General features: G+C 69.9%; 15 protein-coding genes. 7 read left to right on the top strand and 8 right to left on the bottom strand.

Features of this window, described 5'->3' with window-relative positions; genetic code table 11:
* Positions 1-7 precede the first annotated feature (7 nt).
* The 3 genes from A3CQ_RS0143450 to A3CQ_RS0143440 are packed head-to-tail and all read right to left on the bottom strand — an operon-like array spanning position 8 to position 1,772.
* Positions 8-1,024 carry an LLM class flavin-dependent oxidoreductase gene (locus A3CQ_RS0143450; RefSeq protein WP_020517249.1) on the bottom strand — a complete coding sequence of 339 codons (1,017 nt, stop codon included), beginning with the start codon at positions 1,022-1,024 and terminating at the stop codon, positions 8-10.
* Position 1,025: 1 nt separating this feature from the next.
* Positions 1,026-1,505: an SsrA-binding protein SmpB gene (smpB, locus tag A3CQ_RS0143445; RefSeq protein WP_020517248.1), complete on the bottom strand. Its 480-nt coding sequence runs from the start codon at positions 1,503-1,505 to the stop codon at positions 1,026-1,028.
* 3 nt (positions 1,506-1,508) lie between these two features.
* Positions 1,509-1,772 (bottom strand): hypothetical protein, encoded by a 264-nt coding sequence (locus A3CQ_RS0143440; RefSeq protein ID WP_020517247.1) that lies wholly within the window; start codon positions 1,770-1,772, stop codon positions 1,509-1,511.
* Positions 1,773-2,011: 239 nt separating this feature from the next.
* Here A3CQ_RS0143440 and A3CQ_RS0143435 point away from each other — a divergent pair, with 239 nt between their 5' ends.
* From A3CQ_RS0143435 to A3CQ_RS0143425, 3 genes are read left to right on the top strand one after another with little or no spacing between them, the layout of a single operon-like run.
* Entirely contained in the window at positions 2,012-4,138 is a 2,127-nt protein-coding gene (locus A3CQ_RS0143435; protein WP_040434015.1) for an MMPL family transporter, read from the top strand.
* A 52-nt stretch (positions 4,139-4,190) separates the two neighbouring features.
* Positions 4,191-5,189: an NAD(P)-dependent alcohol dehydrogenase gene (locus tag A3CQ_RS0143430; RefSeq protein ID WP_020517245.1), complete on the top strand. Its 999-nt coding sequence runs from the start codon at positions 4,191-4,193 to the stop codon at positions 5,187-5,189.
* Positions 5,189-6,178 (top strand): amidohydrolase family protein, encoded by a 990-nt coding sequence (locus A3CQ_RS0143425; RefSeq protein WP_020517244.1) that lies wholly within the window; start codon positions 5,189-5,191, stop codon positions 6,176-6,178. Before A3CQ_RS0143430 ends, A3CQ_RS0143425 begins: the two co-directional genes overlap by 1 nt.
* Positions 6,179-6,259: 81 nt before the next feature.
* Here the strand turns inward: A3CQ_RS0143425 and A3CQ_RS0143420 are convergent, their stop codons facing one another.
* Positions 6,260-6,583 carry a putative quinol monooxygenase gene (locus A3CQ_RS0143420; RefSeq protein WP_020517243.1) on the bottom strand — a complete coding sequence of 108 codons (324 nt, stop codon included), beginning with the start codon at positions 6,581-6,583 and terminating at the stop codon, positions 6,260-6,262.
* A 69-nt stretch (positions 6,584-6,652) separates the two neighbouring features.
* Here A3CQ_RS0143420 and A3CQ_RS0143415 point away from each other — a divergent pair, with 69 nt between their 5' ends.
* The 3 genes from A3CQ_RS0143415 to A3CQ_RS0143405 are packed head-to-tail and all read left to right on the top strand — an operon-like array spanning position 6,653 to position 8,872.
* Positions 6,653-7,450, top strand: coding sequence for an IclR family transcriptional regulator (locus A3CQ_RS0143415; protein WP_020517242.1), 798 nt, complete (start codon positions 6,653-6,655; stop codon positions 7,448-7,450).
* Positions 7,451-7,472: 22 nt separating this feature from the next.
* The gene (locus tag A3CQ_RS0143410) at positions 7,473-7,967 is read left to right on the top strand and encodes a pyridoxamine 5'-phosphate oxidase family protein (protein WP_020517241.1); all 495 of its coding nucleotides are present in this window, start codon (positions 7,473-7,475) and stop codon (positions 7,965-7,967) included.
* Positions 7,968-7,993: 26 nt separating this feature from the next.
* Complete coding sequence (locus A3CQ_RS0143405; protein ID WP_020517240.1) at positions 7,994-8,872, top strand: phosphotransferase family protein; 879 nt, start codon at positions 7,994-7,996, stop codon at positions 8,870-8,872.
* A 127-nt stretch (positions 8,873-8,999) separates the two neighbouring features.
* On the opposite strand, the gene A3CQ_RS0143400 is transcribed toward A3CQ_RS0143405, so the two are convergent.
* A complete protein-coding gene (locus A3CQ_RS0143400) occupies positions 9,000-9,365 on the bottom strand; it encodes a hypothetical protein (RefSeq protein ID WP_211216791.1) in 366 nt (121 codons plus the stop codon).
* 129 nt (positions 9,366-9,494) lie between these two features.
* Positions 9,495-10,619, bottom strand: coding sequence for a cellulose binding domain-containing protein (locus tag A3CQ_RS0143395; RefSeq protein ID WP_020517238.1), 1,125 nt, complete (start codon positions 10,617-10,619; stop codon positions 9,495-9,497).
* 110 nt (positions 10,620-10,729) lie between these two features.
* Between A3CQ_RS0143395 and A3CQ_RS0143390 the strand changes: the two genes are divergently transcribed.
* A complete protein-coding gene (locus A3CQ_RS0143390) occupies positions 10,730-12,946 on the top strand; it encodes a rhamnogalacturonan lyase family protein (protein ID WP_020517237.1) in 2,217 nt (738 codons plus the stop codon).
* Between the two features lie 4 nt (positions 12,947-12,950).
* Here the strand turns inward: A3CQ_RS0143390 and A3CQ_RS61475 are convergent, their stop codons facing one another.
* Together A3CQ_RS61475 and A3CQ_RS0143380 are read right to left on the bottom strand one after the other, a co-directional pair.
* Positions 12,951-14,264, bottom strand: a complete 1,314-nt coding sequence (locus A3CQ_RS61475; protein ID WP_020517236.1) for a GNAT family N-acetyltransferase — start codon at positions 14,262-14,264, stop codon at positions 12,951-12,953.
* Between the two features lie 302 nt (positions 14,265-14,566).
* A complete protein-coding gene (locus A3CQ_RS0143380) occupies positions 14,567-15,757 on the bottom strand; it encodes an MFS transporter (protein WP_020517235.1) in 1,191 nt (396 codons plus the stop codon).
* Between the last annotated feature and the right edge of the window lie 69 nt (positions 15,758-15,826).

Here is a 15,826-nt window from a genome sequence, read left to right as displayed (position 1 = left end):
CAGTCGCTCATGCCAGCAGCTCCTTCACTCGGGGGATGACCTCGGTGCCGTAAAGCTCGATCGCGGCCATCTGATTGGCGTGCGGCAGCGTGCCGGCCGAGTACTTCAGGTCGAAACGCTGGATGCCCAGGTCCTTGACCGTCTTGGCGACCTTCCGGGCCACGGTCTCGGGAGAGCCGGCGTGCCAGGCGCCCTCGTGGATGTCGGCCTCGAACCGGTCGCGGGTCAGCGGCGGCCAGCCACGCTCGCGGCCGATGCGGTTCATCATCACGCGTACGTGCGGCCAGAGCAGCTCGGCGGCCTTCTCGTCGGTCTCGGCCACGAAGCCGGGGCTGTGCACCGCGATCGGCAGGTCCTCGGGCTGGCCGAACTCCTTGAGCGCGCGCCGGTAGAGGTCGACGTAGGGCGCGAACCGGGCGGGCGCGCCGCCGATGATCGCGAGGACCAGCGGGAAGCCGTACTCGGCGCAGCGGATCACCGACTCGGGGCTGCCGCCCACGCCGATCCAGGTCTTGATGCGGCCCGACTCGGTCTTGGGGTAGACCTGCTGCTCCTTGAGGCTCGCGCGGACCTTCCCCTCCCAGGTCACCGGGCCTTCGGTGAGGAGTTTCGCCATGAGGTCGACCTTTTCGGCGAACAGCTGGTCGTAGTCGGTGAGGTCGAAGCCGAACAGCGGGAACGACTCGGTGAAGGAGCCGCGGCCCAGCACGATCTCGGCCCGGCCGCCGGAGACCGCGTCGAGGGTGGCGAACCGTTCGAAGACGCGTACCGGGTCGTCGGAGCTGAGCACGGTGACCGCGGTGCCCAGCGCGATGCGCTCGGTGCGGCTCGCGATCGCGGCGAGCACGATCTCGGGAGAGGAGACCGCGAAGTCGTCGCGGTGGTGCTCGCCGAGGCCGAACGCGTCGACGCCGAGCCGGTCGGCCAGGGTCGCCTGTTCGATGACGTTGCGGATGACCTGCGCGTAACTCTCGTCGGCGGTCTTGTCGCCGAACGTATCCAGACCGAATTCCACGGTGATCACGTTACCTGCGCCCTTTCAGACGCCTCCCGAGCTCCCGGGCTATCTCCTTCTGCGCATCCCGCTCGGCCATGACCTGCCGCTTGTCGTACGACTTGAGGCCGCGCGCCATACCGAGCTCGACCTTGGCCCACCCGTTGCTGAAGTACATCGAGAGCGGCACCAGGGTCAGTCCGTTGCCGTCGCGCAGCTGGTTGATGATCTTCGCGATCTCGACCTTGTGCAGCAGCAGCTTGCGGGTGCGGCGGGGGACATGATTGGTCCAGCTGCCGTAGCCGTACTCGGCGATGTGCAGGCCGTACAGCATGATCTCGCCCTCGTGCTCCTGGGCGAACGCGTCGACCAGGGAGGCGCGGCCCTCACGAAGGGACTTGACCTCGGTGCCGGCCAGGACGAGGCCCGCCTCGTAGGTCCTGAGGATCGCGTAGTCGTGCCGCGCCTTCTTGTTCGACGCGATCAGCTTCTGGCCCGTCTCTTTCGCCACGCCTTACGGTACCGGCCGCCGCATCGCGTACGTGACGCTACTGAGCCGGTGTGGCTCGTCCTTCACGTGGATCGCGGCCCGGGCGTACGCCTGCCAGCCGGCGGCCCCCGCCCGGTTGAGGTGGCGCAGGTCGTCGAAGCGCTCGTCGGTGCCCCAGCGCAGGACCCCGCCCGGGTGATGGAAGGTCGCCGTCCAGTCCATGAATCTGTCGGTGCCGAGCGTGCCGGCGGCGCGGTACTCCAGCCGCGCGTACTCCCAATTGGTCACCCGTTCGATTATGCCGGTACCGCAACGGGTGCGCTGTCCGATCCCGACAGCCGCGACCGCCTCGCAGGATAGGCCACGGCGGGCGAACCGCCATCGAAAGCCGAGGATCCGACAGTGACCCCGGTTACCCCTCCCTGAGATAACCCTGAGCTTGGCGTATTCAGGGTTGGGCGGTTCGGGGCGCTCGGCATACCCTTCGCCCGACAAGGCTGAGGTTCACGTCTCGGGGGGAGACGCAGATGGCTACGGGTGGGTTGGCGCGACTGGTCTGCGGCCGATGGTCGAAATGGATCGTCCTGGCGCTCTGGGTGGTGATCCTGGCAATCGCGGCGCCGCTGGCCGGCAAGCTGACCGGCGTCGAGAAGAACGACAACTCGGCCTGGCTGCCGAGCGGCGCCGAGGCGACCCAGGTCGCCGATCTGCAGAAGCAGTTCAACCCCGACGACATCGTCCCGGCGATCGTCGTCTACGAGCGGGCGGGCGGCATCACGCAGGCCGACCAGGACAAGGCCGCGGCCGACGCGAAGGCGTTCGCCACGGTGGAGGGCGTCACCGGCCAGGTGACCCCGCCGGTCCTGTCGCAGGACAAGCAGGCCCTCCTGACCATCGTCCCGATCAAGGTCGACGCGGACGGGTGGGACAAGATCCTCGACTCCGTCGACTCGATCAAGACCATTTCCAGTACGGGGGCAGCCGGGCTCGAGGTGCATCTGACCGGTCCGGCCGGCAACGCGGCCGACTCGGCCTCCGCGTTCCAGGGCATCGACGGCACTCTGCTGTACACGACCTTGATCGTGGTGGCGGTGATCCTGCTCATCACGTACCGCAGCCCGGTCCTCTGGCTCTTCCCGATCATCACCGCGGGCGTGGCGCTGACCACCGCGCAAGCGGTCATCTATCTGCTGGCCAAACACGCCGGCCTGGTGGTGAACGCGCAGAGCGCCGGCATCCTCACGGTGCTGGTCTTCGGCGCCGGCACCGACTACGCGCTCCTGCTGGTCGCGCGGTACCGGGAGGAACTGCGTAAACACGACGACCGGCACGAAGCGATGATGATGGCCCTGCACCGCGCCGGGCCGGCGATCATCGCGAGCGCCGCCACCGTCGCGGTCGGCATGTCGATCCTCACGCTCGCCGACCTCAACTCGACCTCCGGCCTCGGCCCGGTCGCCGCGCTCGGCATCGTGGTCGGGCTGCTCGCGATGATCACGCTGCTGCCCGCGCTGCTGGTGATCTGCGGCCGCTGGCTGTTCTGGCCGGCCCGCCCGAAGTACGGCACGGCCGAGCCGACGGCGACCGGCTTCTACGCCAAGCTCGGCGCCCGCATCGGCCGCCGCCCGCGCGCGGTCTGGATCGGCACCGCCCTCGCGCTCGGCGTGATGTGCCTCGGCCTGCTCCAGCTGAACGCGAACGGCCTGTCCACGGCCGACAGCTTCACCACCAAGCAGCCCTCGGTCGTCGGCGAGGAGGCGATGTCCCGCCACTTCCCGGCCGGCGGTGGGCAGCCGGTCACCGTGATCGCCAACGCGGCCCAGGCCGACCAGGTCCGCCAGGTCTTCGCCGGGGTCGACGGGATCACCGCGGTCGCCGACCCGGTGACCAAGAACGGGCTGGTCCAGCTCGACGGCACGCTGGCCTCCGCACCCGACAGCAAGGCCGCGCAGGCCACGGTCGACCGGGTACGAGACGCCGTGCACGCGGTGCCCGGCGCGAACGCGAAGGTCGGCGGCGCGACCGCGATGGTGGTCGACATCAACGCGGCCAACCGGCACGACAACCAGCTGATCATTCCGCTCGTCCTGCTGGTCGTACTGGTGATCCTCAGCCTGCTGCTCCGGGCGATCGTGGCGCCGCTCATCCTCATCGCCACGGTGGTGCTGTCGTTCGCGGCGGCGCTCGGGGTCAGCGCGCTGGTCTTCCGGCATCTGTTCAACTTCGCCGGCGAGGACACGTCGTTCCCGCTGTTCGTCTTCGTGTTCCTGGTCGCGCTCGGCATCGACTACAACATCTTCCTGATGACCCGGGTACGCGAGGAGGCGCGCACGCACGGCACCCGGCGCGGCGCGCTGATCGGTCTCGCCGCCACCGGCGGTGTGATCACCTCGGCCGGCATCGTGCTCGCCGGCACGTTCGCGGCGCTGGGCAGCCTGCCCCTGGTCGCGTTCGCCGAGATCGGGTTCGCGGTCGCGTTCGGCGTCCTGCTCGACACGCTGATCGTGCGGTCGGTGCTGGTCACGGCGCTCAACCTGGACATCGGCCGGCACATGTGGTGGCCCAGCAAGCTCGCTCAGGTGCGCGACGAGCCCGAGAGCGGGGCCGCCCCGCAGGAGGCGTTGTCATCATCTGAACCCGAGCTAACGCACTGACGGCCGCGCCTTGCAGGGTCGGGGGACACCGACCCTGCAAGGAGGCGTAGCCATGAAGGCCGTCCGCGTCCATTCCTACGGAAAACGACCCTCCCTCGACGACGTGCCCGAGCCCCGGGTGACCGGGCCGTTCGATGTCCTGGTGCAGGTCGGCGCGGCCGGACTCTGCCGCACCGACCTGCACATCATCGAGGGCCAATGGGCCGAGAAATCCGGCGTGCAGCTCCCGTACACGATCGGGCACGAGAACGCCGGCTGGGTGCGGGCGGTCGGCAGCGCCGTCACCAACGTCGCCGAGGGCGACGCCGTGATCCTCCACCCGCTGGTCACCTGCGGGCTGTGCCGGCCCTGCCGCTCGGGCGACGACGTGCACTGCGAGAACTCCCGCTTCCCCGGCATCGACTCCGACGGCGGGATGGCCGATTACCTGCTGACCAGCGCCCGCTCGGTGGTCAAGCTCGCGCCCGGGCTCGAACCGGCGGCGGTCGCGGCGCTCGCCGACGCGGGACTGACCGCCTACCACGCCGTGCGCAAGGCGGTGCCGCTGTTGTACCCGGGCACGACCTGCGTGGTGATCGGCGCGGGCGGGCTCGGCCACATCGGCGTGCAGTGCCTGATCGCGATGACCGCGGCCCGCGTCGTGGTGGTCGACCCCAACCCGGCGGCCCGGGAGCTCGCGCAGGCCCTGGGCGCGCACGAGGTCACCGACCGCACGGACGACCTGGTGGACAGCGCGCACGTGGTGCTCGACTTCGTCGGCGAGCAGGGCGCCGAGAAGCAGGGCCTGGCCATGACGCGCCGGGCCGGCAGCTACTTCGTGATCGGGTACGGCGGGTCGGTCGACATCCCGACCATCGACCTGATCTCCACCGAGCGCAACATCATCGGCAACCTGGTCGGGTCGTACAACGACCTCGACGAGCTGATGACGCTGGCCGCGCAGGGCAAGGTCACCCTGCACACGCGTACCTATCCGCTGGCCGCCGTGAACGAGGCCATGGACGATCTGGAGGCCGGTCGCCTGCAGGGACGCGGAATCCTGGTCCCCTGATGTACCGGAAGGACGGGCACGACTACTTCGTCGTCGACGGGCACGCGCACTTCTGGGACGGCAGCCCGTCCAATCAGATCAACCGGTACGGCGAGGGCTTCATCAAATGCTTCCACGACTACCACCGCAACCTGTCGCCGGACTCGTACCGGTGGACGCTGGAGGAGTTCGAGCGCTTTCCGGAAGAGCGGATGCTGCACGACCTGTTCGAGGTGGGGTACGACGACGTCGCCATTCTCCAGTCGACGTACCTCACCGACTGGTTCGTGAACGGGTTCAGCACGACGGCCCAGAACGGGGAGATCGCCGAGCGGTACCCGGGCCGGTTCATCGTCAACGGGCGCTTCGATCCGCGCGACGGGGAGGCGGGGCTGGAGGAGCTCGAACGGCTGCACGAGCGGTGGCAGCTGCAGGGGGTGATGCTCTGCACCGCCGAGTGGAAGGGCGACAGCAAGGGCTGGAAGCTGAGCGACCCCTGGGCGTACCGATATCTGGAGAAATGCGTCTCGCTGGGGATCCGGAACATCCACGTGCACAAGGGGCCGACGATCTACCCGATGAACCGGGACGCCTTCGACGTGGCCGACGTGGACGACGCGGCGACCGCGTTCCCGGGGCTGCGGTTCATCGTCGAGCACGTGGGACTGCCGCGGCTGGAGGACTTCTGCTGGATCGCCACCCAGGAGCCGAACGTCTACGGCGGGCTGGCGATGGCGTTGCCGTTCCTGCACACCCGTCCGCGGTACTTCGCACGGATCATCGGTGAGCTGCTGTACTGGCTGGGCGAGGACCGGATCCTGTTCGGCAGCGACTACGCCGTCTGGCAGCCGAAATGGCTGGTCGAGAAGTTCGCCGAGTTCCAGATCCCGGAAGACCTTCGCGGCGAGTACGGCGAGCTGACCCCCGCGATCAGGAAGAAGATCCTCGGGTTGAACGCCGCCCGTCTCTACGACATCGAGGTGCCGGCGCCGGAAGCGGCCACGGCCTGAGCCCCGCTGCCCGGACGGCCGCTCCCCAGACGGCGGCCGTCTCCCCGCCGGCGGCCGGCACTCCCGGCCGCCGGCCCGGGGCTACTTGACGGCGAGCTCGCCCAGGTCGGACCAGTCGTCCTGGTCGATCATCTGGCTGATGATCTTCGGGGTGGCCACCAGGTACTGCGGAAGGTCCTGCTGGGCCTGCTTGAAGTGCGCCGAACCGACGTGGGCCGCGCCCGCGTCGCCGTCGCGGAACGCCTCGACCAGCACGTACTCCTGCGGGTTGTCGAGGCTCCGCGACCAGTCGAACCACATGCAGCCCGGCTCGTTGCGCGTCGCCGTGGTGAAGGGACCGGAGATCTCCGGCCAGCGCTCGGCATGCTCCGGCTTGATCAGGAACTTGGCGGTAATGAAGATCATCGGTGTTCGCCTTTCGCGCGATCAGCCATCGGGGTTCCCTCCCCGGCGGCACGGACGGACGCTTGGTGCATGAGCGGCAAAGGTGCTGGCCTCCTGCAGTCGGTCGAACGGGCCATGAGGGTCCTCGACCACATCGCCGCCTCGCCCGGCCCGGTCGCGGCCCGGGAGGTGGCCAAGTCGCTCGGTTTGACTCTCCCTACCACCTACCATCTGCTGACCACTCTGGTCACGGGTGGATATCTGGTTCATCTTCCTGAGGAAAAGGCGTACGCGCTCGGGCACCGCGTGGACGATCTCGCCCGCGGGCTGCACCGGCAGATCGCGGTGCCGCCGTCGGTCCAGCGCGTGGCCGACATCGTCCACCAGCAGGCGCAGGCGGCGGCCTACTACGCGGCCCTGCGCGACGCCGAGATGATCGTCGCTCACGTGGCCGAGTGCTCCCAGCATCCGCGGATCCGCCCGCTGGACGTCGGCTTCCACCAGGCGCCGCACGCCACCGCCTTCGGCAAGCTGATGCTGGCCACGCTCCCGCTCGAGGACCGGGAGGCGGTGCTCGACCACACCGGGACGCCGTCGGTCACCCCGGCCACGGTCACCAGCCGCACCCTCCTCACTCGCCAGCTGCGGCAGGTCAGCGGCACCGGGCTGGCGGTGGAGGTCGACGAGTTCCAGGCGGGCCTGAGCTGCATGGCGGCCCCGGTGACGGACGCGGCCGGGCGCTTCGTCGGCGCCGTGGCCATCTCGATGCCCACGACCCGGCTGCGCGCCGACCGCTGGACGGCCGAGCGCGCGGTCCGGCTGGGCGCGGTCCGCGCCACCCGGGCCGTGGCCCTGGCCACCGCCACCCGGACCGGGCGCCTCATCTGAGGCGAATGGGTACTCTGTCCGGATGCAGCGGCACGAGATCGACAACGAGTTGTCCACGACCGGAGCGCAGGAGCTGCTCGATTCCGCCTCCGCCGCCCATCTCGCCTACACCGGCAAGGACGGAACGCCCCGGGTGATCCCGGTCGGCTTCTTCTGGACCGGCACCGAGTTCGTGATCGCCACCGCCACGACGTCACCCAAGGTCTCAGCTCTTGCCGTACGCCCGGACGTCGCGCTGTCGATCGACGGAGGCGACACGCCCGGCCAGGCGCGGGCCCTCTCGATCCGCGGCCGGGCCGACGTCGCGATCGTCGACGGGGTGGTGCCGGAGTACCTGGCCGCCGCCCGGAAGTCGATGGACGCCGGCGCGGCCGCCGAGTTCGAGAAGAACGTCCGCGTGATGTACCCGCGGATGGCCCGCATCGCAATCGTTCCGCGGTGGGCCCGCTTCTACGACTTCGGCGCCGGCCGAATTCCGAAGTTCCTGCAGGACCTGGCCGCCCAGGCGGGCTTCTGACCACCTCGCCCGGGCCGGACGCCGTCGTGGCGTCGGTCTGCGACCGGATGGGACTCGACGGCAGCGATGCGTGCCTGGTGCAGCACGCGGCCAACGCGCTCTTCCGCCTTCCCGGGGCGGGCGTGATGCTTCGGCTCTCAACCCAGCCGGTCGACCGTCTGGTGCGGGTTGCCCGCGAACTCTCGGCCGCGGGTGTGCCGGTGGCCGACCTCGCTCCCGGTGTGCCGCAACCGGTGACCGCCGACGGCTGGTGGGCGACCGCCTGGACGTTGCACCCGGCCCTGCCGGACCGCCTCCCGGCGGCAGCTCTCGCCGGCCCACTGGCGGCGTTGCACGCGGTACGGCTGTCCGGGCTGCCCCGGTGGGACCTGATCGGAGCGATCCGGGCGTTCCTGATGCCCTTGGCCGCGGCCGACTCGACGTGGGCTCACGAACATCTCGGCCGTTCGATGTCCGAGCTGATCGGGCAACTGCTGACGCGCTGCGACGAGATCGAGCGGGAACTGGCCGCGGTGACCTGGACTCTGCCGGTAGGCACGATCCACGGGGACGCCCACACCGGAAACTTGCTGCGTACAGCGGCCGGCCGGGTGCTGCTCTGCGACCTCGACACGGTCGCCGACGGGCCACGCGAGGCGGACCTCGCACCCGTCGCACACGGCGTGGCCCGGTTCGGCCGTGATCGCGCCGACTACGAGAGCTTCGCCGACCGGTACGGGTTCGACCTGCTCGGCGCACCCTCCTGGCCGGCTCTGCGCCGCCTGCGGGACCTCCAGATGGCCGTCTACATGCTGCCGCGCCCACCGGCCGATCCGGTCGCCACCGGCGAGCTCGCGCATCGGCTGCGCACCCTCCTCGAGGGGGACGACGACGCCAAGTGGTACCGGTATCCGGCGTTCTTCTGACGGCTGGTTGGCGGGCCGACTCGCCCGCCGTGAGCGGCCTACCCGCCCTGCGCGGCCCACTCGCCCTGAGCGGGCCCGGCCGGCCCGGCCCCACCTCGCACCGCGTGGAGGTGGGCCGGGCCTATCACTATCGGCGGTTGTCTTCTACGTGGATGACGGTCAGGGAGTGGGCGTCCTGGTCGCGTTTGGAGCGGCCGTACAGGCCCGCGGCCAGAGGGGTGTTGTCGCCGTCCTGGGCGATCTCCTCGGGGGAGACATAGGTCAGGACGTCGGGGTGGTGGCTGGTGATCACCCAGCCGGGGGTGGTCTCCAACGGGACCGTGCCGAAATCCGCGGCCGGGGTGCCGGGGTGAACCGGGCCCGAGTCGCGAAGGACCGAAACGGCCTGGGCGGCCAGGTCGTCGCCGGGGGTGGTGAGCACGACGCAGGTGCCGTGCTCGAAGAGAACCCAGGACTTCTCGTCGTCGGCGATGATCTGACGCCAGGTATCCACCAAGGGATCCGAATCCGCCATGCGGTCCGCCTTCCTCGTTGTTCGCACTGCGGACGCAGTATGCCCGCCGGGTACGACACTTTCGTGGGCACGGACGGTTTCACCGGCTCCGTCGGTTATGGAACGTCCTCAGGAGACGGCGGCGGATACCGAGGGATACCAGCGGTTGGCGATTTTGACGTTGCCGGCATCGTTGGGGTGGACGCCGTCGTAGGTGTCGGTGGCCGTGCTGAAGCCGGTCCACTGGTCGACGACGGTGACCGGTGACGCGGTCGTGGTCTGGGACGCGGCCCAGGCGGGGATCGCGGCGTTCAGGTTGACGACTCGCGCGGCGCATTCGGTGCAGGTGCTGGGGTTCATCGGGATGATCTGCGCCACCAGGATCTTCATCCTCGGGTTGGAGGCCCGCATCTGCGTGACGAGTTTCGTGTACGCGGTGAGGATGGTCGAGGTCGGGAGGTTGCTCCAGACGTCGTTGGTGCCGAAATGCATCATGACGACGTCGGGGTGGGTGGCCGACAGCCAGCCGACGAGCAGGTCCTGATTGGCCACATTGGTCACCAGGTAACCGCCGTGGCCCTCGTTCTCGCCGTCGTAGGTGAAACCGCAGCCCTGCGGGGGCAGCGTGCCGACGAAATCGACCCTCGCGGCGGGGAGCATCTGCCAGAGGAGGGCACGCCAGCAGCCGGGAGAGCCGGTGATCGAGTCGCCCAGGGCCATGATCTTGACGGGGGAGCCGGCGGGCGGGGTGGTGGTCGGCGCGGTCGTGGGGGCCGTCGTGGGCGCGGTGGTGGGGGCCGTCGTCGGCGTCGTGGTGGGAGCCGTCGTCGGCGGGGTGGTCGTCACGCCGCCGGTGCAGGTCACACCGTTGAGGGTGAAGGACGCCGGTGCCGGGTTGCTGCCGGTCCAGGAGCCGTTGAAGCCGAACGACGCGGTGCCGTTGGTGGCGATCGCGTTGTTCCAGGCGGCGTTGCGGACGGTGACCGCCGGGCCGGACTGGGTCACGGAGCCGTTCCAGAGTTGGGTGACCGTCTGTCCGGCGGTGAACGAGAACGCGAGGGACCAGCCGTTGATCGGGTCGCCGAGGTTCGTCACGTCGACGGCGGCGCCGAAGCCGCCGGGCCACTGGCTCGAGATCGTGTACTTGACCTGACAGCCGGCGGCGGCCTGAGCCTGGCCCGCGGTGATCACGGCGGTGGCCGCCGCGAGGGCGGTGGAGGCGACGGCGAGGATCGCCAGTCTTCGTCGGTGCATGATGTTCCTCCCGGAGGACGCGGGATGTGGGTGGGGAACTTGACGAACAGAGCGCGGGAAGTCACGCTGGGAGCGCTCCCATCCAAGATTGTAGATGTAAGGGGCTCGGCGTGGCCAGCAGAAGGAAGATCGCCGCCGTCTTCGCCGTGGCGGCCACCGGGGCTGGTTTGCTGGCCGTGGCGACGCGGGCCGACGCGGCCGCGGGGTGCCTGGTCAAGTACACGGTCACGAACTCGTGGCCCGGCGGATTCGGCGCGTCGGTCGACGTCACCAACCTCGGCGACCCGATCAACGGGTGGACGCTGGCGTTCGCGTTCCCCGGCTCGCAGACGATCAGTCAACTGTGGAACGGCGTCGTGACCCAGTCGGGGGCGAACGTCCAGGTCGCCGACGCCGGATACAACGCCGGCCTCACCACCAACGGGAGTACGTCGTTCGGCTTCAACGGGAACGGAACGGCGGCCACGCCGACGGCCTTCGCGCTGAACGGAACGGCCTGCACGGGCGCGACGCCGCCGACCACCGGACCGACGACGAGCCCCACCACCCAGCCAACGACGAGCCCCACCACCCCGCCCACAACCCCGCCGACGACCCCGCCCACCTCGACGCCACCCTCGGGCGGCGGCGCGGCCACGGTCGGCGGCAAGCAGGTCGAGCGCCTCGATCGTGGGCTGATCAGCGTCCATTCGAGCAGCGGCAATCTGGTCAGCTGGCGCTGGCTCGGCACCGACCCGAGTGGTATTACCTTCAACGTCTACCGCGGTGCCACGAAACTGAACGCCAGCCCCATCAATGGATCGACCAATTACCTGGATTCCGGGGCCGCGGCCGGCCAGTCGTACACGGTCAAGGCTGTGGTGAACGGAATCGAGCAGGCGGCCGAGGGCCCGGTCCTGAACTTCGCGAACGGTTATCTGGACGTACCGATCCAGAACCCGAACAGCAGCCTGTACACCGCGAACGACGCGAGCGTCGGTGACCTCGACGGCGACGGCAAGCTCGACATCGTCCTCAAGTGGGACCCGAGCAACTCCAAGGACAACTCGCAGTCCGGCGTGACCGATCCCGTCTACGTCGACGGCTACAAGCTCGACGGCACCCGCCTGTGGCGCGTCAACCTCGGCCGGAACATCCGGGCCGGCGCCCACTACACCCAGTTCCAGGTGTACGACTACGACGGCGACGGGGATGCCGAGGTGGCGATGAAGACCGCCGACGCGACCGTGGACGGCGCCGGGCGGGTCATCGGCGACGCCAACGCCGACTACCGAAATGCCAGTGGGTATGTCCTTTCCGGGCCCGAATACCTCACGATGTTCGATGGTCGGACTGGTGCCGCGCTCTCGACCGTGAACTACGAGCCGCCGCGCGGCACGGTGTCGAGCTGGGGCGACTCGTACGGCAATCGGGTTGATCGGTTCTTGGCCGGAACGGCCTATCTGGATGGCAGCCGGCCCAGCCTGATCATGGCGCGCGGCTACTACACCCGGTCGGTGATCGTGGCGTGGGACTTCCGGAACGGAACGCTGACCCGCCGCTGGACCTTCGACTCCAACGCGAGTGGCAACAGCGCCTACGCCGGCCAGGGCAACCACCAGCTCTCCGTCGCCGACGTCGACCAGGACGGCCGGGACGAGATCATCTACGGCGCGATGGCCGTCGACGACAACGGCGGCGGCCTGTGGAACACCGGCAACGGGCACGGCGACGCCATGCACGTCGGCGACCTCGACCCGTCGCGGCCCGGCCTCGAGGAGTTCAAGGTCGACGAGGACGGCAGCAAGCCGTCGTCCTACTTCGCCGACGCCCGCACCGGCCAGGTCCTCTGGACGACCCCGGCGAACGGCGACAACGGCCGCGGCGTCTCGGACGACATCTGGGCCGGCAGCCCCGGCGCCGAGTCGTGGTCAGCGGCGGCCGACGGCGTGCGCAGCCCGTCCGGCGCGGTCGTGGCGACCCGCAAGCCCTCCTCGACGAACTTCCTGGTGTGGTGGGACGGCGACGCGACCCGCGAGCTCCTGGACGGCACCCACATCGACAAGTACGGCACGTCCGGGGACACGCGGTTGCTGACGGCGGCCGACGTGCACTCGAACAACGGCACCAAGTCGACGCCGTCCCTCTCCGGCGACCTGTTCGGGGACTGGCGCGAAGAGGTGATCTGGCCGACGACCTCGAACAACGCGCTGCGCATCTACAGCACGCCGACGCCGACCGACCGGCGCGTCGTCACGCTGCTGCACAACGTGCAGTACCGCGAGGCGATCGCCTGGCAGAACACCGCGTACAACCAGCCGCCGCACCCGTCGTTCGCGATCTCATAGGCGCTCACAGCGCCTTTCCCAGATGTACGTCGTCGGGCTCGAGCTCGAAGAGCTCCGGCAGCGCTTCGGCCGTGGGCTCGTAGCCCCGACCGAGGTAGAAGCGCACCGTGTTCGCGGACGGCGTGGCGGAGACGACGATCTCGGTGTCACCGGCGGCGCGGGCGATCAGGTCCAGCTCGTCGGACAGGCGACGGCCGACGCCCGTTGCGCGGAACGCCGCGCTGACGTGAAGGAACGCGAGCTGCGCGATCCCGGGGCGAAGGTGTGGCACGACCACTCCGATCCCGGCCAGCCGTCCCTCCGCGAACGCGCCGAGGGCGATCCCGCCCGAGTCGACGTACTGCTCGAGGTCTCGCCGCTTCGCGTCGACGGTGTGCTCGCCGTGCCCGCGCGGTTCCCAGGCCGGCGAACTCCAGTCGCCGCGCCGCTCCTCGAGTGCGGTCCCATCCTGTACGTAGATGAGGTCGATGCGCTCGGTACGGTCGATCTCGGCGACTCTCGACAGGTCTGCGCGCGCCAGCCGCCTGACCTCGATCGGTGTCCCGACCGAGACGCTGAATTCGTTGCCGTCGGGATCGGCCAGCACGATCGCGCCGTCCTCACCGATCTCGATCCTCGTGGCGCCGAGAGAGATCAGGTCGTCGGCCGCCGCCTGCTGCTCGCCGGCGGCCACGATGAGCTCGAAGCGCTGCCGGTTGGGCTCCTCTTTCGGGGCCACCGGGGGTCCTCCCCATGCGATCTTGGTGCCCCCGCGCGGTGACTGGATCGCGGTCTCCTCGTCCTGGTCCCAGACCAGCGGCCAACCCAGCGCCTTGCTCCAGAAGAGGCCGACTTCCCGGGTGCCGTCGCAGGCAAGCTCACCCAGCAGGCCGCACCCGGCGAGGTAGGCGTTGCCGGGCTCGATCACGCAGAACTCGTAGCCCGCTGGGTCGGCCAGGACGACGTGCTCGTCCTCGGGCCGCTGCCCGACGTCGAGGTGGCGGCCACCAAGCTCGAGCGCCATCGCCACCATGCGTTTCTGGTCGTCGAGATCGGCGCTGGTCAGGTGCAGGTGCATACGGTTCGCCCCGAGCTGGCCGGCGCGGCCCGCAACGAACCGAAGACCGAGCTGTCCGTCCGCGCCCGCCAGTAGCGCCCCGGCGGCGTCCTCGACGACCTCCCGGCCGAGCAGAGCGGCCCAGAACCGCGCCGCACGACCCGGGTCGGACGCCTCGAAGCTCACTGCCACCAGTCGCGAGTGCACCACCAGACCGTAGACACCGCTCTTGCCGGACAACAAGGCGGTTATCGACGCGGCGGCGCCTACCGTGATCTCCATGGGATTGGCGCGTTTGATGCTTGGCTCGGGCCGTGAGGTTGAGCTGTCCGCGCTGCATCTGAGCTCAACCTACGGCGGCCTGATCGAGGGGTATCCGTTCGCGGGCTTGAACGACGTGTTACGGGTTGTTCTTGTCCACCCTGGTCGACTCCGATCTTCCCCGCGGCCTGCACTATTCCCGGCTCGTGGTGGTCTGGCTTCAAGACACGGCGACGGTGCCAAGCGTCGAGTGCTCCCTCGGCCCGGGGATGCGGTCGGGAGCTGGGGGGAGGCAGGTGGGGTCACGGTCAGCCGCGGCGGGTTCACCGGGGCGAGCCGGTGTCGGTCAGGACGGGCACGGGAACCTCGGCGGGGCGACGGCGGGCGGCGAGGCGGGGCTCGAGCAGCAGGGTGAGCAGGCCGAGGGTGGCGAAGCCGGCCGCCAGCAGGGCCGACGAACGCAGGGCCGTGGTCAGCAGGAGGCTGCCGATCAGGGCGCCGGCGGTGATGCCCACGTTGAAGGCCGTCGAGGTGGTGGCCGAGGCCATGTCGGTGCTTCCCGGCGCTACCTGCAGGACTCGGGTGCCCATGATCGTGACCAGGGCGGACAGGGCCGTGCCGGTCAGCGCGATGGCGGCGATCGCGCCCACCGGCGTGGTGGCGAAGGCGAAAGTCGCGGCCAGGGCCGCGGCCTCCAGCGCGGTCGCGGCGACCAGCGCCCGCCAGGTGTGCCGGTCGGGGACGAAGCCGGCGGTAATCGCGCCGGTCAGGCCGGCCAGCCCGCGGATCAGCAGGATCGGGCCGATCGCCGAGTCGCCGACGCCGGTCACGTCGGTCAGGAACGGGGTGATGACGGTCAGCGCGGTGAAAGCGCCGGTCACCGTGATGGCCGTGGCGACGACGAGGGTGCGGAAGCGGGTCGGGTCGGGCTCGCTGCCGCGGTCGGCGTGGCTCGTGCCCGGCGGCACCTCGGGCATCAGGACGGCGATCACGACCGCGATGCCCAGGCCTATCGCGGACAGGACCAGGAACGGCACGCGCCAGCCCGCCTGCTGGCCGATCCAGGTGCCGGCGGGAACGCCGACGAGGGGACCGGCCGAGCTTCCCGCGTACAGGATGGCAATGGCTCGCCCGCGCATCGCCGGGAGGAAGAGTCCCGCGGCGGCGGGGGTGACGACCGCCCAGAACAACGCCTGGCTCAGCGCCGCCAGCAGCCGGCCGGTCAGCAGGATGGGATAGCTGGGTGCCAGGGCGGAGAGCGCGGTCGCGGCGGTCGCGGTGAGCAGCAGCACGGTGAGCAGACGGCGGCGCGACCAGTGGTGGGTCAGCCGGGTGAGCGGGATCGTGGCGGCCACGACGACCAGCCCGTACGCGGTGACCAGCAGTCCGACCGAGGAGCCGGGGACGTGGACGCCGTCGGCGATCTGCGGCAGGAGTCCGATGGGGAGGGTCTCGACGGTGACGTAGAAGAACGTGGACAGCGCAAGCGCCACCAGAACGATCCGAGCACGCATGCTTCCTCCTTGACGCAGTCTTGGTGGTAGCTACCCTCGACGCTACCACCATAAGGCGCTATGGTGGAA

This window comes from Paractinoplanes globisporus DSM 43857 (genome assembly GCF_000379645.1).
Taxonomy (GTDB): domain Bacteria; phylum Actinomycetota; class Actinomycetes; order Mycobacteriales; family Micromonosporaceae; genus Actinoplanes; species Actinoplanes globisporus.
This window is presented reverse-complemented; position numbering and strand designations above follow the sequence as displayed.

Bases quoted from the DNA above. Each gene is read 5' to 3' on its own strand.
- A3CQ_RS0143410 (WP_020517241.1), top strand. From the start codon at position 7,473: ATGCAGCGGCACGAGATCGACAACGAGTTGTCCACGACCGGAGCGCAG.
- A3CQ_RS61475 (WP_020517236.1), bottom strand. From the start codon at position 14,264: ATGGAGATCACGGTAGGCGCCGCCGCGTCGATAACCGCCTTGTTGTCC.
- A3CQ_RS0143430 (WP_020517245.1), top strand. From the start codon at position 4,191: ATGAAGGCCGTCCGCGTCCATTCCTACGGAAAACGACCCTCCCTCGAC.
- A3CQ_RS0143420 (WP_020517243.1), bottom strand. From the start codon at position 6,583: ATGATCTTCATTACCGCCAAGTTCCTGATCAAGCCGGAGCATGCCGAG.
- A3CQ_RS0143425 (WP_020517244.1), top strand. From the start codon at position 5,189: ATGTACCGGAAGGACGGGCACGACTACTTCGTCGTCGACGGGCACGCG.
- A3CQ_RS0143395 (WP_020517238.1), bottom strand. From the start codon at position 10,619: ATGCACCGACGAAGACTGGCGATCCTCGCCGTCGCCTCCACCGCCCTC.
- A3CQ_RS0143380 (WP_020517235.1), bottom strand. From the start codon at position 15,757: ATGCGTGCTCGGATCGTTCTGGTGGCGCTTGCGCTGTCCACGTTCTTC.
- A3CQ_RS0143435 (WP_040434015.1), top strand. From the start codon at position 2,012: ATGGCTACGGGTGGGTTGGCGCGACTGGTCTGCGGCCGATGGTCGAAA.
- A3CQ_RS0143415 (WP_020517242.1), top strand. From the start codon at position 6,653: ATGAGCGGCAAAGGTGCTGGCCTCCTGCAGTCGGTCGAACGGGCCATG.